The sequence below is a fragment of the Sulfuricurvum sp. genome (genome assembly GCF_041651515.1).
Taxonomy (GTDB): domain Bacteria; phylum Campylobacterota; class Campylobacteria; order Campylobacterales; family Sulfurimonadaceae; genus Sulfuricurvum.
Genome location: NZ_JBAZJF010000004.1, coordinates 1 through 23,663 on the forward strand (window position 1 = coordinate 1; position 23,663 = coordinate 23,663).

Annotated in this window: 25 protein-coding genes and 1 other RNA gene; 11 read left to right on the forward strand and 15 right to left on the reverse strand. The window is 43.2% G+C overall.

The features are described 5' to 3' along the window. Positions 1 to 223: 223 nt before the first annotated feature. From WC407_RS07880 to WC407_RS07890, 3 genes are read right to left on the reverse strand one after another with little or no spacing between them, the layout of a single operon-like run. A complete protein-coding gene (locus WC407_RS07880) occupies positions 224 to 1,129 on the reverse strand; it encodes a transglutaminase N-terminal domain-containing protein (RefSeq protein WP_373022067.1) in 906 nt (301 codons plus the stop codon). Next, positions 1,119 to 3,599: a circularly permuted type 2 ATP-grasp protein gene (locus tag WC407_RS07885; protein ID WP_373022531.1), complete on the reverse strand. Its 2,481-nt coding sequence runs from the start codon at positions 3,597 to 3,599 to the stop codon at positions 1,119 to 1,121. Before WC407_RS07885 ends, WC407_RS07880 begins: the two co-directional genes overlap by 11 nt. A 13-nt stretch (positions 3,600 to 3,612) precedes the next feature. Further along, positions 3,613 to 6,990: a DUF2126 domain-containing protein gene (locus tag WC407_RS07890; RefSeq protein ID WP_373022068.1), complete on the reverse strand. Its 3,378-nt coding sequence runs from the start codon at positions 6,988 to 6,990 to the stop codon at positions 3,613 to 3,615. Positions 6,991 to 7,148: 158 nt separating this feature from the next. On the opposite strand from WC407_RS07890, the gene WC407_RS07895 reads away from it, so the two are divergent. Both WC407_RS07895 and WC407_RS07900 read left to right on the forward strand, forming a co-directional pair. Then, positions 7,149 to 7,931 (forward strand): MBL fold metallo-hydrolase, encoded by a 783-nt coding sequence (locus tag WC407_RS07895; RefSeq protein ID WP_373022069.1) that lies wholly within the window; start codon positions 7,149 to 7,151, stop codon positions 7,929 to 7,931. Positions 7,932 to 7,961: 30 nt separating this feature from the next. Beyond that, entirely contained in the window at positions 7,962 to 8,534 is a 573-nt protein-coding gene (locus WC407_RS07900) for a PhnA domain-containing protein (protein ID WP_373022070.1), read from the forward strand. Here WC407_RS07900 and WC407_RS07905 read toward each other — a convergent pair. Both WC407_RS07905 and WC407_RS07910 read right to left on the reverse strand, forming a co-directional pair. After that, the gene (locus WC407_RS07905; RefSeq protein WP_373022071.1) at positions 8,531 to 8,785 is read right to left on the reverse strand and encodes a hypothetical protein; all 255 of its coding nucleotides are present in this window, start codon (positions 8,783 to 8,785) and stop codon (positions 8,531 to 8,533) included. The genes WC407_RS07900 and WC407_RS07905 overlap by 4 nt on opposite strands. Before the next feature lie 32 nt (positions 8,786 to 8,817). Continuing rightward, entirely contained in the window at positions 8,818 to 9,408 is a 591-nt protein-coding gene (locus tag WC407_RS07910; protein ID WP_373022072.1) for a ParA family protein, read from the reverse strand. 241 nt (positions 9,409 to 9,649) lie between these two features. Here WC407_RS07910 and WC407_RS07915 point away from each other — a divergent pair, with 241 nt between their 5' ends. Further along, the gene (locus tag WC407_RS07915) at positions 9,650 to 11,596 is read left to right on the forward strand and encodes a diguanylate cyclase domain-containing protein (RefSeq protein ID WP_373022073.1); all 1,947 of its coding nucleotides are present in this window, start codon (positions 9,650 to 9,652) and stop codon (positions 11,594 to 11,596) included. Between the two features lie 86 nt (positions 11,597 to 11,682). On the opposite strand, the gene WC407_RS07920 is transcribed toward WC407_RS07915, so the two are convergent. The 5 genes from WC407_RS07920 to WC407_RS07940 all read right to left on the reverse strand — a co-directional run bounded on the left by WC407_RS07920 (position 11,683) and on the right by WC407_RS07940 (position 13,953). Continuing rightward, a complete protein-coding gene (locus tag WC407_RS07920) occupies positions 11,683 to 11,817 on the reverse strand; it encodes a hypothetical protein (RefSeq protein ID WP_373022074.1) in 135 nt (44 codons plus the stop codon). A gap of 71 nt (positions 11,818 to 11,888) precedes the next feature. Further along, complete coding sequence (locus tag WC407_RS07925) at positions 11,889 to 12,116, reverse strand: hypothetical protein (RefSeq protein ID WP_373022075.1); 228 nt, start codon at positions 12,114 to 12,116, stop codon at positions 11,889 to 11,891. Beyond that, positions 12,107 to 12,481 (reverse strand): helix-turn-helix domain-containing protein, encoded by a 375-nt coding sequence (locus WC407_RS07930; protein ID WP_373022076.1) that lies wholly within the window; start codon positions 12,479 to 12,481, stop codon positions 12,107 to 12,109. The genes WC407_RS07925 and WC407_RS07930 overlap by 10 nt, the downstream gene beginning before the upstream one ends. A 148-nt stretch (positions 12,482 to 12,629) precedes the next feature. Continuing rightward, on the reverse strand, positions 12,630 to 13,466 hold the full coding sequence (locus WC407_RS07935) for a pentapeptide repeat-containing protein (protein WP_373022077.1): 837 nt from the start codon (positions 13,464 to 13,466) through the stop codon (positions 12,630 to 12,632). Then, positions 13,441 to 13,953: a hypothetical protein gene (locus WC407_RS07940; RefSeq protein ID WP_373022078.1), complete on the reverse strand. Its 513-nt coding sequence runs from the start codon at positions 13,951 to 13,953 to the stop codon at positions 13,441 to 13,443. The genes WC407_RS07935 and WC407_RS07940 overlap by 26 nt, the downstream gene beginning before the upstream one ends. Before the next feature lie 183 nt (positions 13,954 to 14,136). Between WC407_RS07940 and WC407_RS07945 the strand changes: the two genes are divergently transcribed. Next, entirely contained in the window at positions 14,137 to 14,268 is a 132-nt protein-coding gene (locus tag WC407_RS07945) for a hypothetical protein (protein ID WP_291750889.1), read from the forward strand. Continuing rightward, a complete protein-coding gene (locus WC407_RS07950; RefSeq protein WP_373022079.1) occupies positions 14,265 to 14,876 on the forward strand; it encodes a Fic/DOC family protein in 612 nt (203 codons plus the stop codon). The genes WC407_RS07945 and WC407_RS07950 overlap by 4 nt, the downstream gene beginning before the upstream one ends. Positions 14,877 to 14,909: 33 nt before the next feature. Here the strand turns inward: WC407_RS07950 and ssrA are convergent. The 3 genes from ssrA to WC407_RS07965 all read right to left on the reverse strand — a co-directional run bounded on the left by ssrA (position 14,910) and on the right by WC407_RS07965 (position 16,461). After that, positions 14,910 to 15,281, reverse strand: a transfer-messenger RNA (tmRNA) gene (gene ssrA / locus WC407_RS07955). A gap of 38 nt (positions 15,282 to 15,319) precedes the next feature. Next, positions 15,320 to 16,060: a tryptophan synthase subunit alpha gene (gene trpA, locus WC407_RS07960; RefSeq protein ID WP_373022080.1), complete on the reverse strand. Its 741-nt coding sequence runs from the start codon at positions 16,058 to 16,060 to the stop codon at positions 15,320 to 15,322. Next, the gene (locus WC407_RS07965; protein WP_373022082.1) at positions 16,057 to 16,461 is read right to left on the reverse strand and encodes an Hpt domain-containing protein; all 405 of its coding nucleotides are present in this window, start codon (positions 16,459 to 16,461) and stop codon (positions 16,057 to 16,059) included. The genes trpA and WC407_RS07965 overlap by 4 nt, the downstream gene beginning before the upstream one ends. Positions 16,462 to 16,583: 122 nt before the next feature. On the opposite strand from WC407_RS07965, the gene panB reads away from it, so the two are divergent. From panB to WC407_RS07995, 6 genes are all read left to right on the forward strand, one after another. Continuing rightward, a complete protein-coding gene (panB, locus tag WC407_RS07970) occupies positions 16,584 to 17,372 on the forward strand; it encodes a 3-methyl-2-oxobutanoate hydroxymethyltransferase (RefSeq protein ID WP_373022083.1) in 789 nt (262 codons plus the stop codon). 11 nt (positions 17,373 to 17,383) lie between these two features. Further along, positions 17,384 to 18,391: a Holliday junction branch migration DNA helicase RuvB gene (gene ruvB, locus WC407_RS07975; protein WP_373022084.1), complete on the forward strand. Its 1,008-nt coding sequence runs from the start codon at positions 17,384 to 17,386 to the stop codon at positions 18,389 to 18,391. Between the two features lie 21 nt (positions 18,392 to 18,412). Continuing rightward, positions 18,413 to 19,453, forward strand: coding sequence for an AI-2E family transporter (locus WC407_RS07980; protein ID WP_373022085.1), 1,041 nt, complete (start codon positions 18,413 to 18,415; stop codon positions 19,451 to 19,453). A 79-nt stretch (positions 19,454 to 19,532) separates the two neighbouring features. Further along, positions 19,533 to 19,883 (forward strand): hypothetical protein, encoded by a 351-nt coding sequence (locus tag WC407_RS07985; RefSeq protein WP_373022086.1) that lies wholly within the window; start codon positions 19,533 to 19,535, stop codon positions 19,881 to 19,883. A gap of 3 nt (positions 19,884 to 19,886) precedes the next feature. After that, a complete protein-coding gene (locus tag WC407_RS07990; protein WP_373022087.1) occupies positions 19,887 to 20,549 on the forward strand; it encodes a response regulator transcription factor in 663 nt (220 codons plus the stop codon). Continuing rightward, on the forward strand, positions 20,546 to 21,763 hold the full coding sequence (locus WC407_RS07995; RefSeq protein WP_373022088.1) for an ArsS family sensor histidine kinase: 1,218 nt from the start codon (positions 20,546 to 20,548) through the stop codon (positions 21,761 to 21,763). The genes WC407_RS07990 and WC407_RS07995 overlap by 4 nt, the downstream gene beginning before the upstream one ends. Here the strand turns inward: WC407_RS07995 and lgt are convergent. Next, positions 21,727 to 22,551, reverse strand: a complete 825-nt coding sequence (gene lgt, locus WC407_RS08000; protein ID WP_373022089.1) for a prolipoprotein diacylglyceryl transferase — start codon at positions 22,549 to 22,551, stop codon at positions 21,727 to 21,729. The two genes, WC407_RS07995 and lgt, sit on opposite strands and share 37 nt — an antisense overlap. Continuing rightward, positions 22,551 to 23,657 carry a YhcG family protein gene (locus WC407_RS08005; protein WP_373022090.1) on the reverse strand — a complete coding sequence of 369 codons (1,107 nt, stop codon included), beginning with the start codon at positions 23,655 to 23,657 and terminating at the stop codon, positions 22,551 to 22,553. Before WC407_RS08005 ends, lgt begins: the two co-directional genes overlap by 1 nt. Positions 23,658 to 23,663: the final 6 nt, after the last annotated feature.

Sequence of the window (23,663 nt, forward strand, 5' to 3'; positions counted from 1 at the left end):
AACGTCTTCGAGCATCGCCCAAAACCGCTAAACCTACTTAGTTTTCAATGATCGCAAACTCAAACTCAATGCCTTAACTCAAGGCGTCTCATCGTTTGTGGACGGGAATTATAGGGGAAAATGTAATAGATGTCAAGAGCAAACGTAAAGAAATTTTAACAAATTCCAAAAGAGATTTCAAAACGTATCAAAGTGTTCATTATATATAGGGATTCGGGATAGTTTAGTCTCGAGAAACGTCTACCATTACCCCTAGATGACTGGTTCCGCTTCCAAAAACAACTCCTTGCATCGGAGCAATATCCGTATAATCCCGTCCGTATCCTAATAAAATATGTTGATGTGCGGGAACAACATTATTCGTAGGATCAAAATCAAACCAACCAAACCCCGGAATAAATATCGAAAACCACGCGTGCGAAGCGTCACTTCCAAATAATTTTACTTCCCCCTCCGGTGGAGTTGTCTCAATGTATCCGCTAACATAGCGTACAGGTAGCCCTAAAGAACGTAATGCTGTAATTGCCAGATGGGCAAAATCTTGACACACCCCTTTTTTTGCTTCAAATACGTCTTGAACCGGTGTATTGACATCACTGAACCCGCTTACGAAAGAAAAATTTTCATAGATTCTCCCCATAAATTCATACACACCCTCATAGAGTGAGCGTTCCAAATGGATAGACTCTTTGACATAGGCGATCAGCGGCTCGCTCGCACCTCGGATCAAAGGGCTGTGCAATGTATATTGCCGTGCATCCAGTGTCGGCAGTGTAAGAAAGTTCATCCGTTCCATCGCTTCGGCAGTACTGAGAACTTTCGCTTTTTCTTGGCGCCCCTGTTGTGATTCGATTGCATCCTGATCAATGCTGACCGTTGATTTGGCAACCACCTTTAATAGGTGATGCGGCTCTCGGATCAAAAGATGGTGCAAACGGTTACCAAAGAAATCTTCATACGGCTCAATCTCGGTTGCAATCGGATCGATATTCAGTGAAAAGTGAAGCAGTTTTTGAATGTTCGTATCACGAGGTTTGAGTCGGATGAGATTATGACTGAAGCTAACCTGATGCTGATAGGCAAACCGGGTACTGTGATAAATGTGATACGTCATGGGTCTACTCGTCATAATGGGCAAAATAAGTTTGAGACAGCTCATTGGCAGCACGTATCAATTTATCGGTAATACCCGAAAGAAGAAGATCAAGATCGCTTCGGACATACCCTTCGGCATCGACTCGGCAGAGTTGATCGATTTTACTCAACCGCAGCATCGAAAATACTTCGAATATCGGCTCTTCGTATCGTGTTAGATAGGTAGCATTTCGAAATTTCGGCAATTTCGGCAATGCACGCATCAATCGATCAATTTCACTGATCAATGATTTAGGAAATTTGATATCTAACAACAAAAACTCGGTCACATTACGCAATTCAAAGGAAGCGCGGTAGTGGGCACGATAGGCGTTCAAGCTCTCACATGTACCCAATAGTGTTTCTAGTATCTCATATTCGCTGACCGATTCGTTGGTAACGACTAAAAGAGATCTGGCTTTGGCAATTAATAAAAGCGAACGCTCAATCCCCGCACCAATCTCATAAAGAACCAACCCCTGTTCGTCAAACAAGCTCTCTTCAATGAGTTCTTTGTAAGCCATTAATTGCATTAATGTTTTATCCAATGTACTGATAATTATTCGAGCAGAAGGTTGCTCCCCTTTACCGAATAGATTGTATTCGCGGATCATCCGATCAAAAATTCTCCATGCTTCCAAAGGAAGGAGATTTTTAGTGTCCATATTGGCACCAAAGAGCATCGTAATCGTATGTCCTAATGTACCGACCCTCTGAGTATCAACGCACACAGACCAAATTTCACGAAGCGGGTCACGAATGAGAGCATCCTCTTGACCTAAAAATCCCGGATAGGTCATTGTCAAATGGGTCAATGCCTTGGTCAATGTCTCTTGGACATGAATATTGGACCTGTGATCATAACGGTATGCATTAGCCAGATATTTGACGGTAGTGCGAATCATTCGGGCCGTGATAATGGAACGCATCAGATAGCGCCCTAACCAAAAAAGATTTTCGGCACGAAGACTTGGAATACTCTCTAAAGAGCTTTCAGCAGTCGTTTTAGCCTTAAACAGGGTTACCGGAGGCTCATCACCGGGTTCTCCGATCACCCACAAATCTTTACTGCTGCCACCGCTTTGCCCCGAAACCATTAAGGAATCATTGCTGGCTCCGACACGTACCAATGCACCGGGCATAACCTCAAATCCCTCATCGGTTGCAATAGTGTAGGCTCGGATCACCGCTTTACGAGGTTCGATCGTCTCTTTAATCAGTGCAGGAGACGTTGCAAATTGTACCTCTTCTTGGCCGACGTAGCGATAGGGTTGATCCATAATTCTTTTACGCAGATCTTTGAGCTCTGGTTTCGTCAAATTTTTTCCGACGTACGTGTGATATTCATCACTTCGATCAATACTTTTGACAATCAGTTTCTCTAAATTTTCCAACACAAAATCACGTTCAGCTTCTTGTCCGCACCACCACGTTGCGATTTGCGGAAGGATTAACTCTTCATCTAAATAATAACGGGCCAAGTGGGGCATGAAAGGGTTCAACCCCAAATTTTCTAATACACCGCACCCTAAGGGGTTGAGCATCGAAACACCGTTTTGGCGAAGAGCTTGTACAAGGCCAGCAACCCCAAGCTGCGAATCACTGCGAAGTTCCAAAGGATCGCAGTAGGTTTCATCAACCCGCCGGATTATGGCATCGACCCGTCGGAGTCCCTTGAGGCTCTTGAGCCATACGGCACCGCTTTTGGCCAATAAATCTTGCCCCTGAACCAGCGTTAATCCCAGAAAAGAACTCAAATAGGCATGTTCAAAATAGGTCTCATTGTGTGCTCCGGGAGAGAGCAGGACATTCAGCGGTTCACTTTTGGAATCGGAATTTAATCCGGCAAGAGTCGATTTGAATGTTTCAAAAAAGGGATAAAGACGGCGGATGGAGAGATCATGATACAAATCGGACATCGCGCTGTTCATGGTAAGCCGATTTTCAATCGCATATCCTAAACCGGAAGGGGCTTGGGTACGGTCATTGATAATCCACATTTTCCCGTCCGGACCACGCGCCATATCAGCACCGTATATCCTTAAAGGCTGAGAGGCAAAGCCATGTACTTCACGCATAAAACCGCTATGCGCATAGATCACCTCCATCGGAATAATCCCCTCCTGGATTAGCCGCTGTTCACCGTAAATATCGCGCAGCACTTTATCAAGAAGGGTTGCACGCTGTTTTAACCCCGCTTGAACCATTTTCCATTGCTCCTCCTCAATGAGTAACGGGATGGGATCAAGATGCCATGGGCGGTTCATTCCGCTGGGATCATTGTATACGTTATAGGTAACACCGTTATCTTCAAGACGCCAATCGATCTCTTTTTGTTTAGCAATCAACTGATCCATCCCAAGATGTTCAAGATTGTCGCCTAATGCTCTCCAATGGGGACGAATGTTTTTTTCATCGTCAAACATCTCATCGTACGATGATTCTAAAATATAGTGCTCAAACATCGACTTCAATCAATCATCCCTTGATCTCATTTGGACTCCACTTACGGCGCAAATCGAGAGTATGCGGATACTCCAAAGATCCGGGGAGTTCCTGATAATAAAATGTTTTTTTCTTCGGATGGTTCAATACTACACGCGAAAAACCCTCTTCATGTGAGACGTTTTGTCCTTTAATCAACGGTTCATGCACCTCTTCGATCTCCCCTTGAGTATGACCGAATCCCCAAAAACGGCTGATACGGCGGGATTGAGCTTCGAGCGTATTAATCGGGAACGTATCATATGAGCGGCCCCCAGGATGCGAGACATAATAGGTGAAGCCCCCCATTGAGCGACGGTTCCAGGTATCCACAATATCGAACACCAAGGGCGTGTCTACTCCGATTGTAGGGTGGAGCGCCGACCATGGCTGCCATGCACGAAAACGGACACCGGAGACGTACTCTCCCTCCACTCCGCTAGAGACGAGAGGGACGCGAACCCCGTTGCAGGTAAGAACATACCGTTCATCTACAAAGTTTGAAACTTTTACCTGTACTCGTTCAAGTGATGAGTCAACATAGCGGGCAGTCCCTTGGGAACTTGACTCTTCTCCCAATACATTCCACGGTTCGATTCCGCCTCGGAGTTCACAATGAATCCCCTCAACCGTACTCATACCCAATAAGGGGAAACGGAACTCGAAAAATGGGTTAAACCAATCATTTTCAAATGCGTACCCCTCGGAACGCAAAAATTCGACAATATCGCGAATATCTTCACGTACATAATGTTCGAGCAAAAATTTATCGTGCAGCTGTGTGCTCCAGCGTACCAGCTTGTGTTTATACGGTTTACGCCAAAACAATGCAACAAGCGTACGGACCAGCAACATCTGCATGAGCGACATCTGCGCATGTGGCGGCATTTCAAATCCGCGAAGCTCCAAAATACCCAATCGTCCGGTTGAAGAATCGGGAGAGTAAAGCTTATCGATACAAAACTCACTGCGATGGGTATTTCCCGTCAAGTCCGTCAGCATATGCCGGAATAATCGATCCGTCAGCCAAAACGGAACCTCTCCCCCCTCAGGAATCTGATTGAATGCAATTTCGAGTTCATACAGATTTTCAAGCCGCCCCTCATCCACACGCGGAGCCTGTGATGTCGGTCCGATAAACTGCCCGGAGAAGAGATAGGAAAGGCTGGGATGGTGCTGCCAAAACGTAATTAATGAACGTAAAAGCTCAGGGTTCCGAAGTAGAGGACTGTCACTCGGAGTAATCCCTCCGATAGTGACATGATTTCCCCCTCCCGTTCCGGTCTGTTTGCCGTCTTGCATGAATTTAAGGGTTCCAAGACGCGATTGATGGGCTTCTTCATATAAAGTATTAATAACACCCGTAAGTTCTTTCCAACTCGACGTCGGATGGATATTGACCTCAATGACCCCCGGATCAGGGGTGACCCGCATTCTCTCGATCCGCAAATCGTGCGGAGGCTCATACCCCTCGATCATCACCGCCATCTTCAGCGATGCTGCCGTCTCTTCGATCGAAGCGATCAGATCCAAAAAGGCTTCGGTATCCATGATCGGCGGAAGAAAAATAAAAAGTTTCCCCTCTCGTATCTCGACACTGATTGCCGTACGAACGAACAGATCATAATCGGTTGACGGTTTAGTCGTTTTTGTCACTTTGGCGGCGCGCGCTTTTACGGCACTGTGATACTCACCCAACGAAGGAAAGGCCCCGAACAAATCCGGTTCAAAACTCTGTTCCAATTCGACATGAGGTTTGTGAGTCAACGAGTCTAATGGCAGACGCAATCCCACCGGTGATGTCCCCGGTGCAAGAAATAGCTGTGCTCGTCGAAATTTCCATCGGCATGTAATCCAGCGTGTAGTCCCCCAGCCAAGCGGGAGGACAAACCCGACCGGTTTATCAATCCCTTGAGAAAGATTTTCCGCCAATGCACGACGCTCTAACGAATCTTTCAAACTCGTCTTCATCGGATCAACATCCACCGGCAATAGCGCTTCTTGCAACAATGCTACGAGCGGATCATTATAGGCATCATGGATATTTTGATCACTGATTCCCAAATTCAAGCACAGTTGTGACAAAAATTTACGGGCATCCTCACTGGTGTAATCAAATGTCTGATCCAAGCTTGCCAATAAATCGGGGTTCTTCCAAATCGGTTGGCCGTCTTTACGCCAGATAATGGTAGACATCCATCGCGGCAGCGGCTCACCGGGATACCATTTTCCTTGCGCATGGTGCAGCATCCCCCCTTTACCGAACGTGTTGAGCAATCGGCGCGAAAGGACATTTGCCAGTTCACGCTTATGGGGACCGTCTGCTTCGGTATTCCATTCCGGGGATTCCATATCATCAATAGAGACAAACGTCGGTTCTCCCCCCATCGTGAGACGGACGTCGTTGTCAAAGAGCTCTTTATCCACCTGATAACCCAGCTGATCGATTGCTTCCCATTGCTCTTCACGGTAAGGCTTGGTGACACGCGGCGACTCGAATACTCTTGTTACCGTGTTAGAGTAGGTAAACTCTACCTCGCACTTGTCCATTCCCCCCTCAACAGGAGCGGCACTCTCAGGATTCGGAGTACACGCCAGCGGTATATGCCCCTCTGCGGCAAACAATCCGCTCGTTGCATCCAGACCGATCCATCCGGCACCCGGAATATAGACCTCTGCCCATGCGTGCAAATCGGTAAAATCTTCCGCCGGACCGCTGGGACCGTCGAGCGATTTAACATCGGCAGCTAGCTGAACAAGATACCCCGATACAAAACGTGCGGCTAGCCCGATATGGCGAAGTACCTGAACAAAAAGCCATGCAAAATCTCGGCATGAACCCGTTTTCCCTTTGAGCGTCACCGCACAGGTTTGGACTCCCGGCTCCATTCTGAGGGTATAGCTTAAATACTGATGGATCTTCATATTCAATTCGACCAAAAAATCATTGATAGGGCGCGGTGTTAAATCGATTGACTTGATAAACGCATCGAGCCGCTTCCCTTTTTCACTAATTTTTAAATAGGGTGAGAGCTCTTTTTTTAACGTCTTGCTGTAAGAAAAAGGGAACTTTTCCGCACTCTCTTCCACAAAAAAGTCAAACGGGTTGATACTCACCAATTCGGCCAAAACCTCTACCTCAATAGAGAGTTCCGTTGTTTTCTCCGGAAAAACGATACGAGCGAGATAATTGCCAAACGGATCTTGCTGCCAATTGATAAAATGACTATCAGGCTTGATGTTGAGCGAATACGCTTCAATAGGAGTGCGGCTATGGGGTGCGGGACGAAGACGGATCACATGCGCAGAAAGATTGATCGGTTTATCGAATGCATAATGTGTCTTATGAGAGAGGACAACTTTAAGTGACATCATAATCCCTTTGCGATGTAGCGTATTAAATTAGAGTAAGAATAACACAACTTGCTCCAAAGTAACGACCGCTTTGTGTACATAAAACAACCACGCATCGCCAAAACGCAAATTCACGTTTTTTGTACTATAATTTATCTCCACGGTAAGGGTACATAATGGATTATATTGAATTTTTAGGAACCGGCGGGACACGAACACCCACACAAGGGACGACCTGTGTCAAAGTTTCTCCCCACTGCGTCATCGATGCCGGTAACCTCATCAATACCTTCGGAGACGATGTTTTTACGATTGAACATATTTTTCTCACCCATTCACACCTCGATCATATTATCGACATCCCGTTCCTAGCCGATCTCTTTGTCACCCAAAAAGCAATTTCTCTGAAAATTTATGGACTCAAATCAACCTTGGACGATCTGCGCCAATTTATCTTTAATCAGCGAGTATGGCCCAATTTTGAAGAGATCTCCCTTATAGGTCACGCCGAAAAAACCATTGAGCTGATTGAGATTGAGGTTGAGAAGCCTTACTATATAGATGACGTCACCCTAACCGCGTTTAAAACGAACCATACGGAAGGAAGCTGCGGCTATTGTATTGAAAAAGAGGGCTCAGGGATATTGTTCACGGCTGACACCTATCGATGCGACCGTATTTGGGAACTGTTGGATGCCAACCCTCATATCCACTCCTTGGTTATAGAAACTTCCTTTCCGTCCAGTTTTGAAAAACTGGCCTATGATAGCAAGCACCTCACCCCCGCTTTGCTAGAGGATGAACTCTCCCACGCCAAACGCCGCGATTTTAGCGTCTATGTCATGCATCTAAAAACCCTCTTCGCACCACAAATCATCCAGGAGCTTGAAACGCTCCAACTGCTCAGAAACGGCGGCCGTGTCCTCATCGACGGTGACAAAATCGATTTTAAAGTATAATACGCTTCCAAAAAAGTATTAAGGTCAAAAATGAGCATAGAACAAACATTAGTTGAACGTAGCGGCAATATCTGTGAATTGTGCGGTGCTACGGAAGGGTTGAGCGTTGTTGAAGTAACACCGAGCGACGCTTCAGCGGAACAATCCATCTACATCTGCGAGACGTGTAAAAGCCAAATTGCCAATCCCCAAACGCTTGATGCCGACCACTGGCGCTGTCTTGGAGACAGTATGTGGAGCCAAGTCCCTGCGGTACAAGTAATGGCCTATCGACTCCTCTCCGCGTTAGGAGATCAAGATCAATTGGATATGATGTACCTCGAAGACGATGTCAAAGCATGGGCACAAGCCGGTATGCTGGACACTGCGGCAAATGATGATAACGGTGCAGTCGTCCATCGCGACAGCAACGGTACGATCCTCGCAGAAGGGGATACTGTAACCCTCATCAAAGACCTTGAAGTCAAAGGGGCAGGATTTACCGCTAAGAGGGGAACCATCGTCAAAAATATTCACCTTACCGATGATGCGAAATTCATCGAAGGAAAAATTAACGGCACCCAGATCGTACTCGTCGCCGCATTTATGAAAAAATCAAACTAAATCATTCCACTCTCTTTAATCGCGCGGCGTATCGCCCCCGCGATTGACTCCCCCGTCCGCTCTACATACACATCAAGCTTCTCTTTTTCAGCTTTAGTGAGGGTTAAAAACACTTTTTCGCTCTGTTTACTCTCATCCGATTTTTTCGGTCGTCCACCCGGATGTTTAGCCGTTTGAATCGCAACATGGGTTGATCGTTCACGCTGTGTAACCCGTGACGCAAACTTATTCTCTTTGAGTATTTCTTCCATTTTAAACCCCCTTTTAAACTGTAGATAACTGTTTAATTACTCTGATACTCTCGAATTTTAGCGTGCAAGTCACGGATAATATTGGCACTTTTTTTATACGCGTACCCTTTTATCCCCCCTTGCTGCGTCAACTCAATGATCGACTTGTTCTCATTGATCGCCGTTTGGAGTGCGACGCTCATCGGGATAGGAAACAATTCCACCTCAAAACCCAACGTCTCTTCATAGACAAATTTTGCATCGTTAATATCATTCTCTTTTTGGCTCATATTCGGCACCATCAGAATCGGTTTGTTCATCTGCGCAACGCGTACCAACGTATCCACCGTCCCTTGTATCGTCTCCAGCGTCGGAATAAACGGAATGATTATCAAATCAGAATAGCTAATTGCCTGATCGAGTTTGATATCATCAAACCCTCCGAAATCAAAAATCGTCTCTTCGCCCGGTTCGGATAAATATTTTTCCTGAATTTCGATCCGACTCACTAAATCCGGCAAGCGATCCGAAAGTGAGCCGTACGGATCAATCTCACATCCGCGAAATCCGAATCCTGTTATGAGCTGATGAGCAATCATCGATTTGCCTACTCCCCCTTTAAAATTGACGATGGTAATATTCATATATTTCCTTATAGTAGTTAACTGTTAATTACAGTATTTTACCTATATTTAATTGTTTATGTCAAGTTTTATACAGTAAAAAACTATTGTTAAAATATATAAAAAGAATTAAAAAAGTGGATGGATTAGGATATATACGATAAACAAGAAGTGTACGATTTATTGATTTTCATGGTATCATATCCCAATAAAAAAACACAAAAAGAGATAATTCAGATTCAAAAAAAAGGTATTATATAAGGTGAAGCAGCTTCATTGTACATTATTTGATACTTCTATATTTGCTGTAAACAAAATCTCAATCTCAATCATCCGCGTCTGTATACTCACTTTCGTTCTTGTTACATTGCCTGTTTCCGCACAGCCAGCTCCTATACCGCAAAATACACATCCACTTTCTATCGATGAATCAACTCAATTGCACCTCACTGAAAATGAAAAAAAATGGCTCACAGAGCATCATCTCATAAAAGTAGGAATGGACCCTGACTATGCCCCTTATGAGTGGATTGACAAAGATGGCAACCATGTTGGTATGGTGGTTGATTATATGCACAGGCTTGAAAAAAAACTTGGTCTTCATTTTGAAATAGTAAAAAACAAACCATGGACTGAGCTGCTTAAAATGGCAAAAAATGGTGAGTTGGATATGATAACCAGCATTGTAAAAACACCGGAACGCTCCGAATATCTCACTTTTAGTGAACCCTATAGAGACACACCGACAATTATTATTGATAATGGCGAAGGGTCTTTCATCGGCAGTTTGAAACAACTTTCAAACAAACGGGTATCTGTCGAAAAAGGGTATTTTATGGAAGAGTTTATGAAAAACAACTATCCTAAAATTCACCTTATTACCGCACCTAGCACCATAGAGGCTCTAAAAATGGTAGTGGATGGCGTGGCAGACGCCTATGTCGGGGATGCCAATGTCGCAGACTATACAATCAAGTCAAACAATTATAATACCCTTCGTTTTTCCGGTCAAACGGAGTATATAAGCCATCAAAGTTTTGGTCTCATAAAAGCGAATGAGCCATTGGCTCTCATTTTAACGAAAGCAATGGCGACTATTCCAAAAGAGGAAACTGATGCGATGTTCAACCGTTGGTTAAATATCGAGCAAGGGATAAAGAGTGAAACACTCATAAAATATGGCTCAGCAATTGGACTCATTTTCCTTGTTATAGGCTATTGGGTTTTTAGGTTACGACGTGAAATCAGCTATCGTAAAATTGCAGAAGAGAAACTTCGAAACAGCGAGACTCTTTATCGTCAACTGACAGAGGACGTAACCGATGTAATCTGGAAAACAGACCAGAATCTTTTTATCACCTACATCAGCCCATCAGATGAACGATTACGGGGCTTCAGTGCCGACGAGGTAATCGGCCATCACGTTTTTGAAATGTTCACCGATGAAGGAATAGCCACCATTACTGAAAAAATTCGAGAACGGCAAGAGACAGAGAAGCAGGGCTTCACAACTGGCTCCATAATCTTCGAGGCACACCATCGATGCAAAGATGGTAGTTTAATATGGGGAGAAGTTCTCTCCAAGCCTGAGCGGGATAAGAGTGGAACCATTATCGGTTATCACGGTATCACCCGAGAGATTACAGAACGTAAACAGATGCAAGATGAGATACAAGCACTGGCGTTCTATGATCCCCTTACTAAACTGCCGAATCGTCGTCTTCTTCATGACCGACTAAAGCAGTCCATGTCAAATAGTAAACGGAGCCAAAAGTACTGTGCATTAATCTTTCTTGATTTGGATAACTTCAAGCCACTGAATGATATTCATGGTCATTCGGTAGGTGATTTACTGCTGATTCAGGCAGCCGAGAGAGTAAAAAGCTGTGTACGCGAGATAGACACCGTAGCGCGCTTCGGCGGGGATGAGTTTATCGTGATGCTCAACGAATTGGATGAAAGCAAGGCAGAATCGATAACACAGGCCGAACGTATAGCGGAAAAGATCCGTTCTGTATTATCTGTTTCTTACCAGCTAACCCACGAATCCGTTACAGTGGAACATCACTGTACCGCCAGCATCGGTGTATTGATCTTCAAAGGGCAAGAGAAAAGCGAAGACGAATTATTTAATCAAGCAGATGCAGCAATGTATCAAGCTAAAGAAGCGGGACGAAATAACATTCGATTTTATGATTTAGACGATTAATGAATAGGTATAAATAAGATATTATAAAAAACAAACTACATTAAAAACTACATTAATGCTATTCTCATAATATATATTTATGAGAATCAAATACTAAACATGAAGCTTTTAAGTGGCTCATAGTTGCCTTGATCCGCTTCTTTTAATGACGCGATATAAGCGAATCGTGCATCACTCACTTCGGTAATGTTCCCACCCCATGAAAGAGCTTGATATCCCATCTTTAAAAGCCATAATTCAGTAGCAAGTCGCGCCCATCTCCCGTTTCCGTTTGGAAAGGGATGAATTTTTACTAACGTATGGTGCAGACGTACCGCTTATGGAGTTTACGGAAAAAACTCAAATCAAACGTTACTTTTTTGAGAGCCGACGGGTTAAGAGTATATTTAACATAGGCTTTTAGAATATTTTGCGCTTCAGCATCGTCCAGTTCTGCACGGGTGATAATCTTTTTGAGTTTCAGTCCTGATATATCATCGAGGGGAGTTTCCCCCTCTTTATCAAATGTAATCATGCCCATACTTGCGATTTCGGCATTTTAGAAATCATCGCTTTGGCTTGGGAAAACATTTTGTTTTGCGCTTCACTTCTCGGTGATTGGTTTTCGAGGGCAGAAGTTTGAATTACTCGGTTCACAATCTCATGCGCTTTTTTCTCGATTTGCGCTTGATAGAGTGCTTTCGCCGATTGTTTCGGTTTTATTGCAATCTCACATCCCAAAGCTATCGCTATTTTGTCGAGCGTATCAAGTGATATATCATGTCCCGAAAATGCACGCTTTACTGTAGCAATACCTAATCCTGAGCGTGAAGCAATAGCCTCATAAGGGATTGACAGTGCCTCTTTTTGTTTTTTGAGTTCAGAAAGAATCAATGATTTAAACATGCTGGCTTCTTTTAGTATCAAATTTGATACTTTTAATTTTACTAAATGTATCATAAGTGATACTATTTGTCAAGTGAAAAAAAGTGAAGATTGAATACCTGAGCCTTCTTTATTTAACTGACCCCCCGTATGCTTGTATGCTAAAATACTAGCTAGGCTTATTTACACTGCTATACATCCAGTCTGGCAGGATTAAGCCCGTCTCTTTTAATTTTAGCCTCAAGCTGATTGTTGCCTCCGCATCTGGTTTCTTATTTTGTTCATCATAAACTAGTATTTTAGTATTGTCATCCGTTTTTGTTTTGTTATTAAACAGCATTCCTTCGATATAAGCATTGGTAAAATCTGCATCTCTAAGATCAGCATTGTTGAAATTACCTATGCCTCTTCCAAGATTTACATGTTTCCAGTTCTCGCAGGTCGCGTTCAGATTAGCGTAACTAAAATTGGCTCCACGAAGATCAGCATCATTGAAACCTACACCGGCGAGATTAGCATAACTAAAATTGGCTTTTCGTGATAAAGCTCGCAAAAAACTTGCGCCAGCAAGATTGGAGTAACTAAAATTGGCTTTTTGTAAATTTGCTTTTGAAAATAGTGCTCCATCAAGAGCAGCGCCATGAAAATTAGTCGTAACTAAGCTTGCTCTTGAAAAATTAACCTCAATAAGTCCTGAAAAACTTAAATCTAACCCATTAAGATTAATATCTTCTAATCGCATAAGTGCCAATATTATGTGTTGCAGATCATCTTTACATTCTCTTAATATATAACCTTTATTTGATGCCACTACTGCCGTTATAGCGTTTGCAAGCGGAGAATTCACTATTTTAGTTTTAATAGATTCCCTTTCTCTAAAAAATATGCTCATATCACCTTCAAACGGTATGCGGTATTTGTCAAGATATTCTTCAACTAAAAGTTGCCAAGTAGATTTCAATAAATGAAAAGCTGGACGCTTAAAGTGTTTCCCATAATCTCCCAATATATGGCTCTAATTGATAGATTGCGGCGATTTGCAAAGCGATTGAACCATCTCTTTTGCTTATTGTATGGAATTTTGAGTTGCTGTCAGACTTGCTTTTTTCAATAGTTTCGCTTTTTTCAACTGTAATCTTATTATCTTTATCTATTATGGTTTTTTCATTTATTGATATTTTATCTTCAACTATATTTACACCAGAAACCCATTCTGCAAGCTTCTGAAAATCTTTTAGATTTATATCTTTTCGTTGATTTTCTAATTGTTCAATATTATTCTTATCTCTATAAAGCCAGATAACAAAAGCTACAGGGGAACCCAATATGATTATTAGAAAATTCCAAAATCCCACATTTTTAATAACGTCAGGATTTAAGATTGGCGTATGTACATATATAAATAAAAAGAATATTATGCCTACAATTGCAGACAACAAAACCCAAATCCATCTCTTATTGACGGCTTTAATCCAATTATAAATTGCAGACATCTTTTTATTCATTCCACTCTCGCAGTATTTTGGTTTAGGATTTATTATATCGAATCTATGATTGTTGTCGACAAAATAAAAATAGTGGTCAGATATTCCATCTTCACTTCATTACATTTTGCATCTATTCCTATCTATGATAAAATACATAAATAATCAGTGTCACCAAAAAAGGACAGTTGTATGAGCAAACCTCCCTTTTCAGCACAAAAAGCACTTAAAGCAGTAAACGTCTCTCAAATGATTGAGGGGTACAAACCTGTAGATAAAAAAGAAGTGAAGGATCAAGTCAAAAAAATCCTTTCTCATAAATGAAATATTACCCTCCTTCTGAGCATATTTACTACAAAGACAGCAACATCCCCATCAACAAACTCGACATTCACGACTCTCAACTGATTCACGAGTTAGAGCGAGAGCTTCTTTTGCGAAGTTATGAATTTTTCCATACTACTTTAGAAGAAACCACACTCTTTGATAAAAACTATCTCACCTCTATACATCACCATTTATTTCAAAAACTCTACACGTGGGCAGGTGAGTATCGTACCGTCAATATTTCTAAGGGGACAAGTATGTTTTGCCCTTACATGAATTTGGAAAGCTTCTCACATGATATTTTCAAACAGCTTGAAGCAGAAAATTATCTGCGAGATTTTGAGTCCCTAACACTGCGTGAAGAGTTTGCAAAACGTTTGGCGTATTATATGTGTGAGCTTATCGTTCTGCACCCCTTTAATGAGGGTAACGGTCGAACATTACGGTTATTTTTTGACATGATTGTAACCTACAACGGGTACGAATACATCGATTATGCAGATACGTTAAACGATGATGCTTTTATTTCCGCATCTATTGATTGCATGGAAACGAACTGCTCTAAAATGGAAGAGATCATTTTGGCTGGATTAGCAAAATCTTAAAAATAGTTTGATAGAGAGAAAGAAAAGAGAGTTTGGTGGAGGCGTCCGGGATTGAACCGGAGTCCTAAACCAAGATTGTAAAGGCGTCTACATGCTTAGTATCGTTGTTTATGTTTCAAACGCTCTCGCACAACCGAGCAAAGCTACTGCGTCCAATTCTCTAAATTCATTCAAGTCCGAGACATTCCAAGAATATAGCTATCACAGGGGTTATACGCCAAGCCCTTCCAGTTATAGCATAGGAAGGTAGCGCAGTCCTAAATTAAATTAAACTTACGCTACAGCGTAAGCAGGACGGTAATTAGTGTTGTTTGCGTTTAAGCAAGTGTGAGCCGTATAACGGAGCTGCTCAGTCCGGCAATGCAACCTAAACCTTCTTGATCCAGTCGAAGCCATGTCGCCCCCACGTAGATAACCGAAGTTAGGATCGAATTATAGCACTATTAACTGTTAATCAGCGATTTAATCGTGCGGGTAATCTCGCAGCATTTGGTAATTTTTTGGGTGTTGTTTAAAGAGTCATCAAGAAGGACATTCACGATCGCAGAACCTACGATAACACCGTCCGCCCCCTGCACTTTTTCACGCGCGCTCTGTTCGTTAACGCCGAATCCTACATACACCGGAGTCTTCGTGTGACGTTTGATCATTTCGAGTACCGGAGCCAAATCTTCGGCTTTTCCGCTGCCGGTAATACCGGCATAAGCAACGAGATAGATAAACTTTCGCGCTTCAGCTGTGATCAAAGCAATCCGTTCTTCACCGTCCGTCGGAGCAACGAAAGTGATATTTGCCAATCCCCGGCTCTCAAACAGTGGATGATACGCTTTTGCCTCTTCGTACGGAACATCGGGGATAATCAAACCGTTCACACCGATGCTTGCAGCCTTATCAAGCAAGCTTTCCATTCCGTATTGGTAAAACGGGTTGAAATATCCCATCCACAGTGTATCAATTTTGGGTGCAATCGCCTCGGAAATCTCTAAAAGATCGGAGAAACGAAACCCCGCTTCGAGAGCGCGCTGATTTGCCGCTTCTATAACCGGTCCATCGGCTACGGGATCAGAAAACGGAACTCCAAGTTCTAAAGTATCTACACCGTTTTGTCCCAGTGCCAATGCTAAATCAATAGTAAACTGTTTGTCAGGCAATCCTGCTGTAATGTAAGCTACGAGGTGCTTCACGCTTTCTCCATATCGGGTAAAATTAAAAGGGAAAAGTGGATTTTAGAGAGCTCATTGTCCATCTTAAAATCTTCCTGCCATTGCATAAACATATCGGCGACGCTAATCAACCATGTCACGGTTTCATCATTTACTATTGCATCACGCGTTCTGAGTTGTTCCAGTGCATCTTCGACAAACGTCGCTAAACGCACCATCGGCTCCATTTGCAAATAGCCCGAAGCGGATTTTATATTATGAAAGATACGAAACAATTCTTCAATGCTCCGATGATATCGTTCAGCTATCCCAAGGTCGATAATTAGCGGTTCCATGATTTCAACCATCATTGCATAATGGTCTAAAAATTCATCGATAATTTCGAAGTCAAAATTGGCCTCTAAATCACTTCGTATGCCCATGACACTCATCTCCTGTATGTCAAGATTATAGCGCGTTTAATCTGACAAAATGACCACAAAAGAGATGCAGACGCAAATTTAGGGTAATATACCAATACTAAAATTACGGAGATTCTCACACGATGAAAAAACTCACGATTGGTACCATCAAACAGCGCAAAAATGATAAAGCGATCGTCATGATCACCGCGTATGATGCCCTCTTTGCCCGCTTGTTTCAAGAGAGTGCCGATATTTTACTCGTCGGAGACAGTCTCAATATGAGCTTCGGCGGAAATCTTGATACGCTCAGCACTACGATGGATCAAATGATCTACCATGCCAATGCCGTGTGCAAAGGGGCTCCCGATACTTTTGTTATTTGCGATATGCCCTTTGGAACCTACAACGATCAAAGCTCTGCCCTTGCCAATGCCATCCGTGTTTACCGCGAAACCCCTGCCGACGCGGTCAAAATCGAGGGAGGAGCCGATAAAGCTCTTTTAGTAAAACATCTGGTAAACAACGGGATTGCCGTATGTGGACACATCGGATTACTCCCCCAAAGTGTTCGTGCCGAGGGAGGATACAAAGTCAAAGGCAAATCCGAAGAAGAAGCTCTCTCTCTGATCGCCGACGCTCAAGCCATCGAGAATGCCGGAGCGTTTATCCTCGTCATCGAAGGGGTCAAAGCCGATGTCGCATCTCGCGTAGCGGCAAGTGTCCGTATTCCGGTAATCGGAATCGGCGCGGGCAACGGCGTGGACGGGCAGGTACTTGTCTTTTCCGATATGCTGGGATTGTATGAGCCGTTTGTCCCCAAATTTGTCAAACAATATATGAACGGTGCGGCGGCAGTCAAACACGCGGTTGCTGAGTATAAGAGCGAAGTACAAAGCAAAGTATTCCCTGATGAACATTACACTTATTAAGAAAGTCTGACGTGGAACGCATTGTCGAAATAGAGAAATTTAATGCCGAAGAGGTGGTCGAGACCTCTTTACGCCCGAGTAATTGGGATGGCTATATCGGACAAGAGCAGATCAAAAAAAATCTGGGTGTTTTTATAGAGGCGAGCAGTAAGCGGGGCGAAGCCCTCGATCACGTTCTCTTTTACGGCCCTCCCGGTCTGGGAAAAACGACTCTCGCCCTTATCATCGCCAACGAGATGGGGAGCAATATCAAAGTTACCGCCGCCCCCATGATCGAAAAAAGCGGTGATCTTGCCGCTATCCTCACCAATCTCGAAGAGGGGGATATCCTCTTTATCGATGAGATCCACCGCCTCTCCCCTGCCGTCGAGGAGATACTCTATCCCTCTATGGAAGATTTTCGTCTCGACATCATCATAGGCTCTGGCCCTGCGGCGCAAACGGTCAAAATCGATCTTCCCCGTTTTACCCTCATTGGGGCAACAACCCGTGCGGGAATGCTCTCCAATCCCCTTCGCGACCGTTTCGGGATGAATTTTCGGCTCCAGTTTTATACCCCCGAAGAGCTATGCAGCATTGTTACACAGGCGTCCCTTAAACTCGGAACGTCTATCGACAAAGAAGCCGCCGCAGAAATTGCCAAACGTTCCCGCGGCACCCCCCGTATCGCATTGCGCCTTCTAAAGCGGGTACGAGACTTTGCCGAAGTGGCCAATGAGAGCAGTATTTTGCATGAACGCTCCCGATATGCGCTCGATCAGCTAGGGATCAATGCACACGGTTTTGATGAGATGGATATCCGTCTCCTCAAACTCCTTATGGAAGCAAAAGGGAGAGCCATGGGTCTTAGCACTATAGCCGCCGCCTTGAGCGAAGATGAGGGAACCATCGAAGACGTATTGGAGCCCTATCTGCTCGCCAACGGCTATTTGGAGCGGACGGCTCGCGGACGGCTCGCAACACCGAAAACCTATGAGCTGCTCAAGTTCGGAATACCGCAGCAGGCTTTGTTTGAATAATTTTCACTAAGGATACATACTGTGAAACGTGAACATTTTACGATTGTTTTATTGTTGGTCGTCTCGTATGGGATGTATCGGCTCTATGAGCCGTTTTGGATGAGTATTATCGTCGCATCCCTCCTTGCGATCTCAACGCACCATATCCAAATGGGTTTTTTCAATCTTACCCGAAGCCGTTTTTGGGCATCAATGCTCTCTACCTTGATTCTCTCGCTCCTCTTTTTTGCCCCGCTTGGGTATTTTTTATTCCATTTTTCTGTGTTACTTCAACACCTGGATCCTGCCCTCTTAGAGAAAATCGACATAAATATGCGAGATAAAATTGCGCATCTTCCCCCTATGCTTTCCAATATCGAAGCTAAAATAGAGCTCTCTCTCAACCGCTTTAATGCAACTACTTTTGCTCAGCACTCCCTCGATTATGCATCCCAACTCGGCGGCTTTGCGGTGTCGTTCCTCTCTCATACCGTTTTTATTTTGGCCTTTTACTTTGTAGCTCTCTATTATGGGAAAGATATTCTCGAATTTTTCAAACGTTCTGCCCATTTTCCCCAACAAGAAAGTACCCTCATCATGTTCGAAATGCGCGCATCCATGAGTGTCGTTTTTTATTCAATCCTAGCTACGGCGGTGTTTGAGGGGGCATTGTTCGGCCTTGCGGTAGAGTATATGGGATATAACGGGCTACTTTTTGGAATTATGTTCGGGTTTGCCTCTCTCATCCCGATCATCGGGGGAGCTATTATGTGGCTACCGTTTGCACTGTTTGAGTTTTCTATGGGCCACACGGACAATGCTCTCTTCATCGCTTCCTATACTATTGTCGTCATCTCAATCATCGCCGATACCTTCGTAAAACCTGTTATTATTAAGATCATCAACCAAAAGTTAATACGACCTCAAGACAAGATCAACGAGCTTATTATCTTTTTTGCCATTATTGCAGGACTGGCGACATTCGGATTTTGGGGGATGATAATCGGTCCGGCGATTACGGTACTCTTTCTGACCATGCTACGCATTACCGAAGCTGCTCCCCAAGAAGAGACAACCCGTTAATACTGTTAATAGATTATTGATATGTTGTTATCTAAATTAGTTTATGATGCTAAAGTAAAATAAACGTATGGAGAAAAACATGAAAAAGATTCTAAGTATCGCACTGATTCTCGGTGCAACGGCGTTAATGGCATGTCCGATGAAAGACGGCGGAATGATGATGAGAAAATGTGAGTGTGATACCTCCAAACTTCCTAAACCTTTTGAAAAATTGGGATTGAATGATGATCAAAAAGCTCAAATCCAAAAGCTTCGTGAAGAGGGAAAAGAATTCCATAATCAACAACACGAAAAAATGATGGCGGTACTTACCCCGGAACAACGTAAAACATTCGAAGCCAATGCCCCTAAAATGTGTTCAAAAAAAGGGATGAATATGCCTAATAATAAAATGGGCGGCATGGGCTGTAAAGATTGCGACAAAAAATAAGTTATGATTAAAATCCTCCTCATTGAAGATGATCTTGAAATTTCCGATCTGCTCGGGCAATATCTCGGTCGTTATCAAATGGAGGTTATTGCATACGCTCATCCCAAAGCGGCATTGGCCTCTTTGGGAATCGAATCATATGATCTCGTCTTGCTTGATCTCACCCTTCCCGATATGGACGGTTTGGATGTATGCAAAGAGCTGCGAAATCGCAGCGATATTCCTATCATTATCTCCTCGGCTCGGAGTGATTTGGGAGACAAAGTGATCGCACTCGAACTCGGTGCCGATGACTACCTCCCAAAGCCCTATGAGCCGCGTGAACTCGTCGCCCGAATCCAAAGTCTCTTACGCCGTATTAACGGTAAAACCATTCAAGTGAGCAGTGAAATGTTTCGTGTCGATGAAACCGGTATTTACAAAGAAGGGGAACTGCTCCCTCTGACTCGTGCCGAATTTGAGTTGTTAGCACTACTAATAAAACATCGTCGGCAGATTATATCTCGTGATTTTATCGCCAATAATGTCGAATCCATCGGATGGGAAAGCTCAGAGCGGAGCATTGATGTTCTTATCAGCCGAATCCGCCAAAAAGTTGAATCCAATCCCAAGCACCCTACCCTTATTCGCTCGATTCGCGGTATGGGTTACCAATTTACTTTATGATTGCGCGTCGTCACTCCGTTTTTTTCAAGCTCCATTTCTTCTTTTTTCTCGCTTCAATAATACTCGTATTGCTCTTTTTTTCTGCATTGCATGAACAAGAACGGCAAAAATTTCATCTCCTCGTCCATCGTTCCATGGAACTGTCACAAATTGTCGAAGAAAACAAAGCCAAAAGCTGCATGGAACAAAATACAGAGCTGGAAGCGGCAGGATTCAAAATAATAGAGGGAAAATCTCCCCAATGTGAAGCGATCAATCTTCCACTCCCTTTGCAATCCAAACTCCACTCCCGTCATGTTCGCGTTACGATCTATAAAGACAATCAGGGATTTATGTATGAACTTTCCGGCGAGCATTGCACGATGTATTATCGTGATACCGTAGAGGGAAAAAGTTACTATTTTGTATGGTTTTTATTTTTTGCCTTGTTGGGTGGACTGGTCAGTATGTATATCCTTCTTTGGAAAAATCTTCGTCCTCTTAAAACCCTTGTTGAAGAGATCCGCCGTTACGGCGAAGGGGAAAATAACATCAAAATCCAAAATGATGGAAAAGATGAAATCGCCCTTATCTCGAATGAATTTCAAGCAGCCCTCGAAAAACAATCCAAACTCAAAGCTTCACGGGAACTTTTTTTACGCAATATGATGCACGAACTCAAAACACCGATCACCAAAGGGAAGCTTATTGTCGAACTCGAAGAGCCCAGCCCCAATATCACCCTTCTGGGAAAACTCTTTTCACGGATGGAGAATCTGATCACTCAGATGGCGGAAATCGAAAAAATGCACGCCTTTACCTTGGAAAAACACGCGGTACAACTGGAGAAGATGATCGATACGGCACTTAGAAATCTTTTACTTTCGGATGATGCCGTTAGGGTGCGCGGATGCGTCAGGACAATTGATGCAGATGAAGCCCTCTTTACCAGCGCTTTGCAAAACCTCATCGATAATGCTCACCGACATGCGACCAAGATACCGATAGAGATTGAATGCACCGAAGAGGGAATTTGTATCCGTAATCAAGGCGAACCTCTCAAACGTCCGATCGAAGAGGCGTTGGAAGCCTTTGTAACCGAACAAAGCACCGGAGGGCTTGGACTAGGCCTCTATATTTCCCAATCCGTATGCGATTTGCACCGCTATACCCTTACCTATCGTTACGAAGAGGGAACTCACAATTTTTGTATTGTGTTCCGTGAGCGAAAATAAACCCAAACTGTTGCCGAAACGGCTGCCATTCCTAAACTAAGCGCCATTCCAAGGGTCATCCATTGACCGATGATATAGCCGATTTGCGCATCGGGAGCACGGTAAAATTCGACAATAGCACGACATAATCCGTACGCTACCCCATACAATAAAATCAATTCACCCTCAAATGCTTTACGCTTGCGGTAAAGATAAATGATCGCAAACACCACAATCCCTTCGACAAACGCTTCATACAACTGTGAAGGGTGACGCAGAGTGTCATAGACATATATCCCCCACGGAACATCGGTGGCGCGTCCTACGAGCTCTTGGTTAAGGAAATTACCGATCCGTCCAAATACATACCCAAGCGGCACCGATACCGCTACCAAATCCATCAACCGCCCGAACGGTATTCCGTGACGACGATTATAAAGATACGATCCAATCAAAAATCCAAGTATCGCCCCGTGAAAACTCATCCCCCGAATTCCGACAAACTGCCCGTCAATAAACGGGTTGAAAATCTGCCACGGATTGGTGAGATAATACATTGTGTGGGTATCATAGAAAAGGACATATCCTAAACGTGCTCCAAGGATAACACCTATCTCTGCGTAGATAAAATAATCATCCAATTGTTCTTTTGTGATTGCTATAGCGTCTTTTTTCACGATCCATTTGGCAATCATAAGCGCTGATAAAAGGGCAAGAACGTACATGAGTCCATACCAATGAACAGGTATAGAGAAGATGTTGAAAGCTACGGGATTAAAATGTTCGTAGATATGATTCCAGTATTCCATTATTGTTCAATTCCTTTAATATCTTTTTGAAGTTCACTTAATTCATCTTCAATAAATTCCTCTATCGATTCCAAAGAAGGGAGATTAATTTTGTATTTAGAAACAAAAAGCTGATTACTAAGCCCTGCTGTAGCATACTCTACTTTGGTATGATTTTTCGTCGTACACAGTATTAAACCAATAGGTAGATTATCGCTTTCTGCAATAATTTCGTTTTTGTAGTAATTGAGATAAAAATTCATCTGCCCGACATCAGCATGAGAAAACTCTCTGATTTTCAAATCAACCAATATATGACATTTTAGCACTCGATGGTAAAAAACCAGATCGATTCGGTCGTGCTCGTTATCTATCGAAATACGCTTTTGACGTGCTTCGAAACAAAACCCATTTCCAAGTTCTAGTAAAAAATCTTGTAAATGGTTTAACAATGCCGTCTCTAAATCGTTTTCACTGTATTTCGCTTTGGTCTCCAACCCAGTAAATTCCAAGATATAGGGGTCTTTGATAATCTGTTCGGGCAGTAGTTTTTCGGCTGTAAACGTGATCGATGCAATCAGCTCTTTTTTATCGTGCGATAATCCAATACGTTCATAGGTTTGACTATTTACTTGTCGCTGGAGTTCTCGAACACTCCAATTCCCTTTAATTGTTTCTACTTCATAAAATAATCTTTTTAAAGAATCATCAATTTTGATTAGTTCAACAAAATGTGTAAAAGTACAAGAATTAAGAAGCTTAAAAATATCTATTTGATGTATTGTAGATTGGCCAGTCACTGACTGGCTTTTTGTGTAATCTAAACTGAATTGGTCAGGCACTGACTGGCTTATCTGAGGATATGTTATATAAAAAAGTCGAAAAGACTTCAAATTACTTCGAGACATCCCTTTGATATGACTAAGCTTAGTGACCAAATTCTGAATGATCTTATCCCCATAATTGGCTCTATCCGAACCATTTTGCTCATATTCGACGATGTAATATCCGATCAACCAATTACGGATCGTTAAACTTTTGCTAATGCTTCGAATCGCTTCGGTTTGAATAGTAGTGTGGACGGTAGTGATCTGAGTAATTAAGTGTTCAAAGGTATCATCTTGCATACATCT

Bases quoted from the DNA above. Each gene is read 5' to 3' on its own strand.
- WC407_RS07880 (WP_373022067.1), bottom strand. From the start codon at position 1,129: ATGACGAGTAGACCCATGACGTATCACATTTATCACAGTACCCGGTTT.
- WC407_RS07885 (WP_373022531.1), bottom strand. From the start codon at position 3,599: ATGTTTGAGCACTATATTTTAGAATCATCGTACGATGAGATGTTTGAC.
- WC407_RS07890 (WP_373022068.1), bottom strand. From the start codon at position 6,990: ATGTCACTTAAAGTTGTCCTCTCTCATAAGACACATTATGCATTCGAT.
- WC407_RS07895 (WP_373022069.1), top strand. From the start codon at position 7,149: ATGGATTATATTGAATTTTTAGGAACCGGCGGGACACGAACACCCACA.
- WC407_RS07900 (WP_373022070.1), top strand. From the start codon at position 7,962: ATGAGCATAGAACAAACATTAGTTGAACGTAGCGGCAATATCTGTGAA.
- WC407_RS07905 (WP_373022071.1), bottom strand. From the start codon at position 8,785: ATGGAAGAAATACTCAAAGAGAATAAGTTTGCGTCACGGGTTACACAG.
- WC407_RS07910 (WP_373022072.1), bottom strand. From the start codon at position 9,408: ATGAATATTACCATCGTCAATTTTAAAGGGGGAGTAGGCAAATCGATG.
- WC407_RS07920 (WP_373022074.1), bottom strand. From the start codon at position 11,817: ATGGGATATCAAGCTCTTTCATGGGGTGGGAACATTACCGAAGTGAGT.
- WC407_RS07925 (WP_373022075.1), bottom strand. From the start codon at position 12,116: ATGGGCATGATTACATTTGATAAAGAGGGGGAAACTCCCCTCGATGAT.
- WC407_RS07930 (WP_373022076.1), bottom strand. From the start codon at position 12,481: ATGTTTAAATCATTGATTCTTTCTGAACTCAAAAAACAAAAAGAGGCA.
- WC407_RS07940 (WP_373022078.1), bottom strand. From the start codon at position 13,953: ATGTCTGCAATTTATAATTGGATTAAAGCCGTCAATAAGAGATGGATT.
- WC407_RS07945 (WP_291750889.1), top strand. From the start codon at position 14,137: ATGAGCAAACCTCCCTTTTCAGCACAAAAAGCACTTAAAGCAGTAAAC.
- WC407_RS07950 (WP_373022079.1), top strand. From the start codon at position 14,265: ATGAAATATTACCCTCCTTCTGAGCATATTTACTACAAAGACAGCAAC.
- WC407_RS07965 (WP_373022082.1), bottom strand. From the start codon at position 16,461: ATGGGCATACGAAGTGATTTAGAGGCCAATTTTGACTTCGAAATTATC.
- panB (WP_373022083.1), top strand. From the start codon at position 16,584: ATGAAAAAACTCACGATTGGTACCATCAAACAGCGCAAAAATGATAAA.
- WC407_RS07985 (WP_373022086.1), top strand. From the start codon at position 19,533: ATGAAAAAGATTCTAAGTATCGCACTGATTCTCGGTGCAACGGCGTTA.
- WC407_RS07990 (WP_373022087.1), top strand. From the start codon at position 19,887: ATGATTAAAATCCTCCTCATTGAAGATGATCTTGAAATTTCCGATCTG.
- WC407_RS07995 (WP_373022088.1), top strand. From the start codon at position 20,546: ATGATTGCGCGTCGTCACTCCGTTTTTTTCAAGCTCCATTTCTTCTTT.
- lgt (WP_373022089.1), bottom strand. From the start codon at position 22,551: ATGGAATACTGGAATCATATCTACGAACATTTTAATCCCGTAGCTTTC.
- WC407_RS08005 (WP_373022090.1), bottom strand. From the start codon at position 23,657: ATGCAAGATGATACCTTTGAACACTTAATTACTCAGATCACTACCGTC.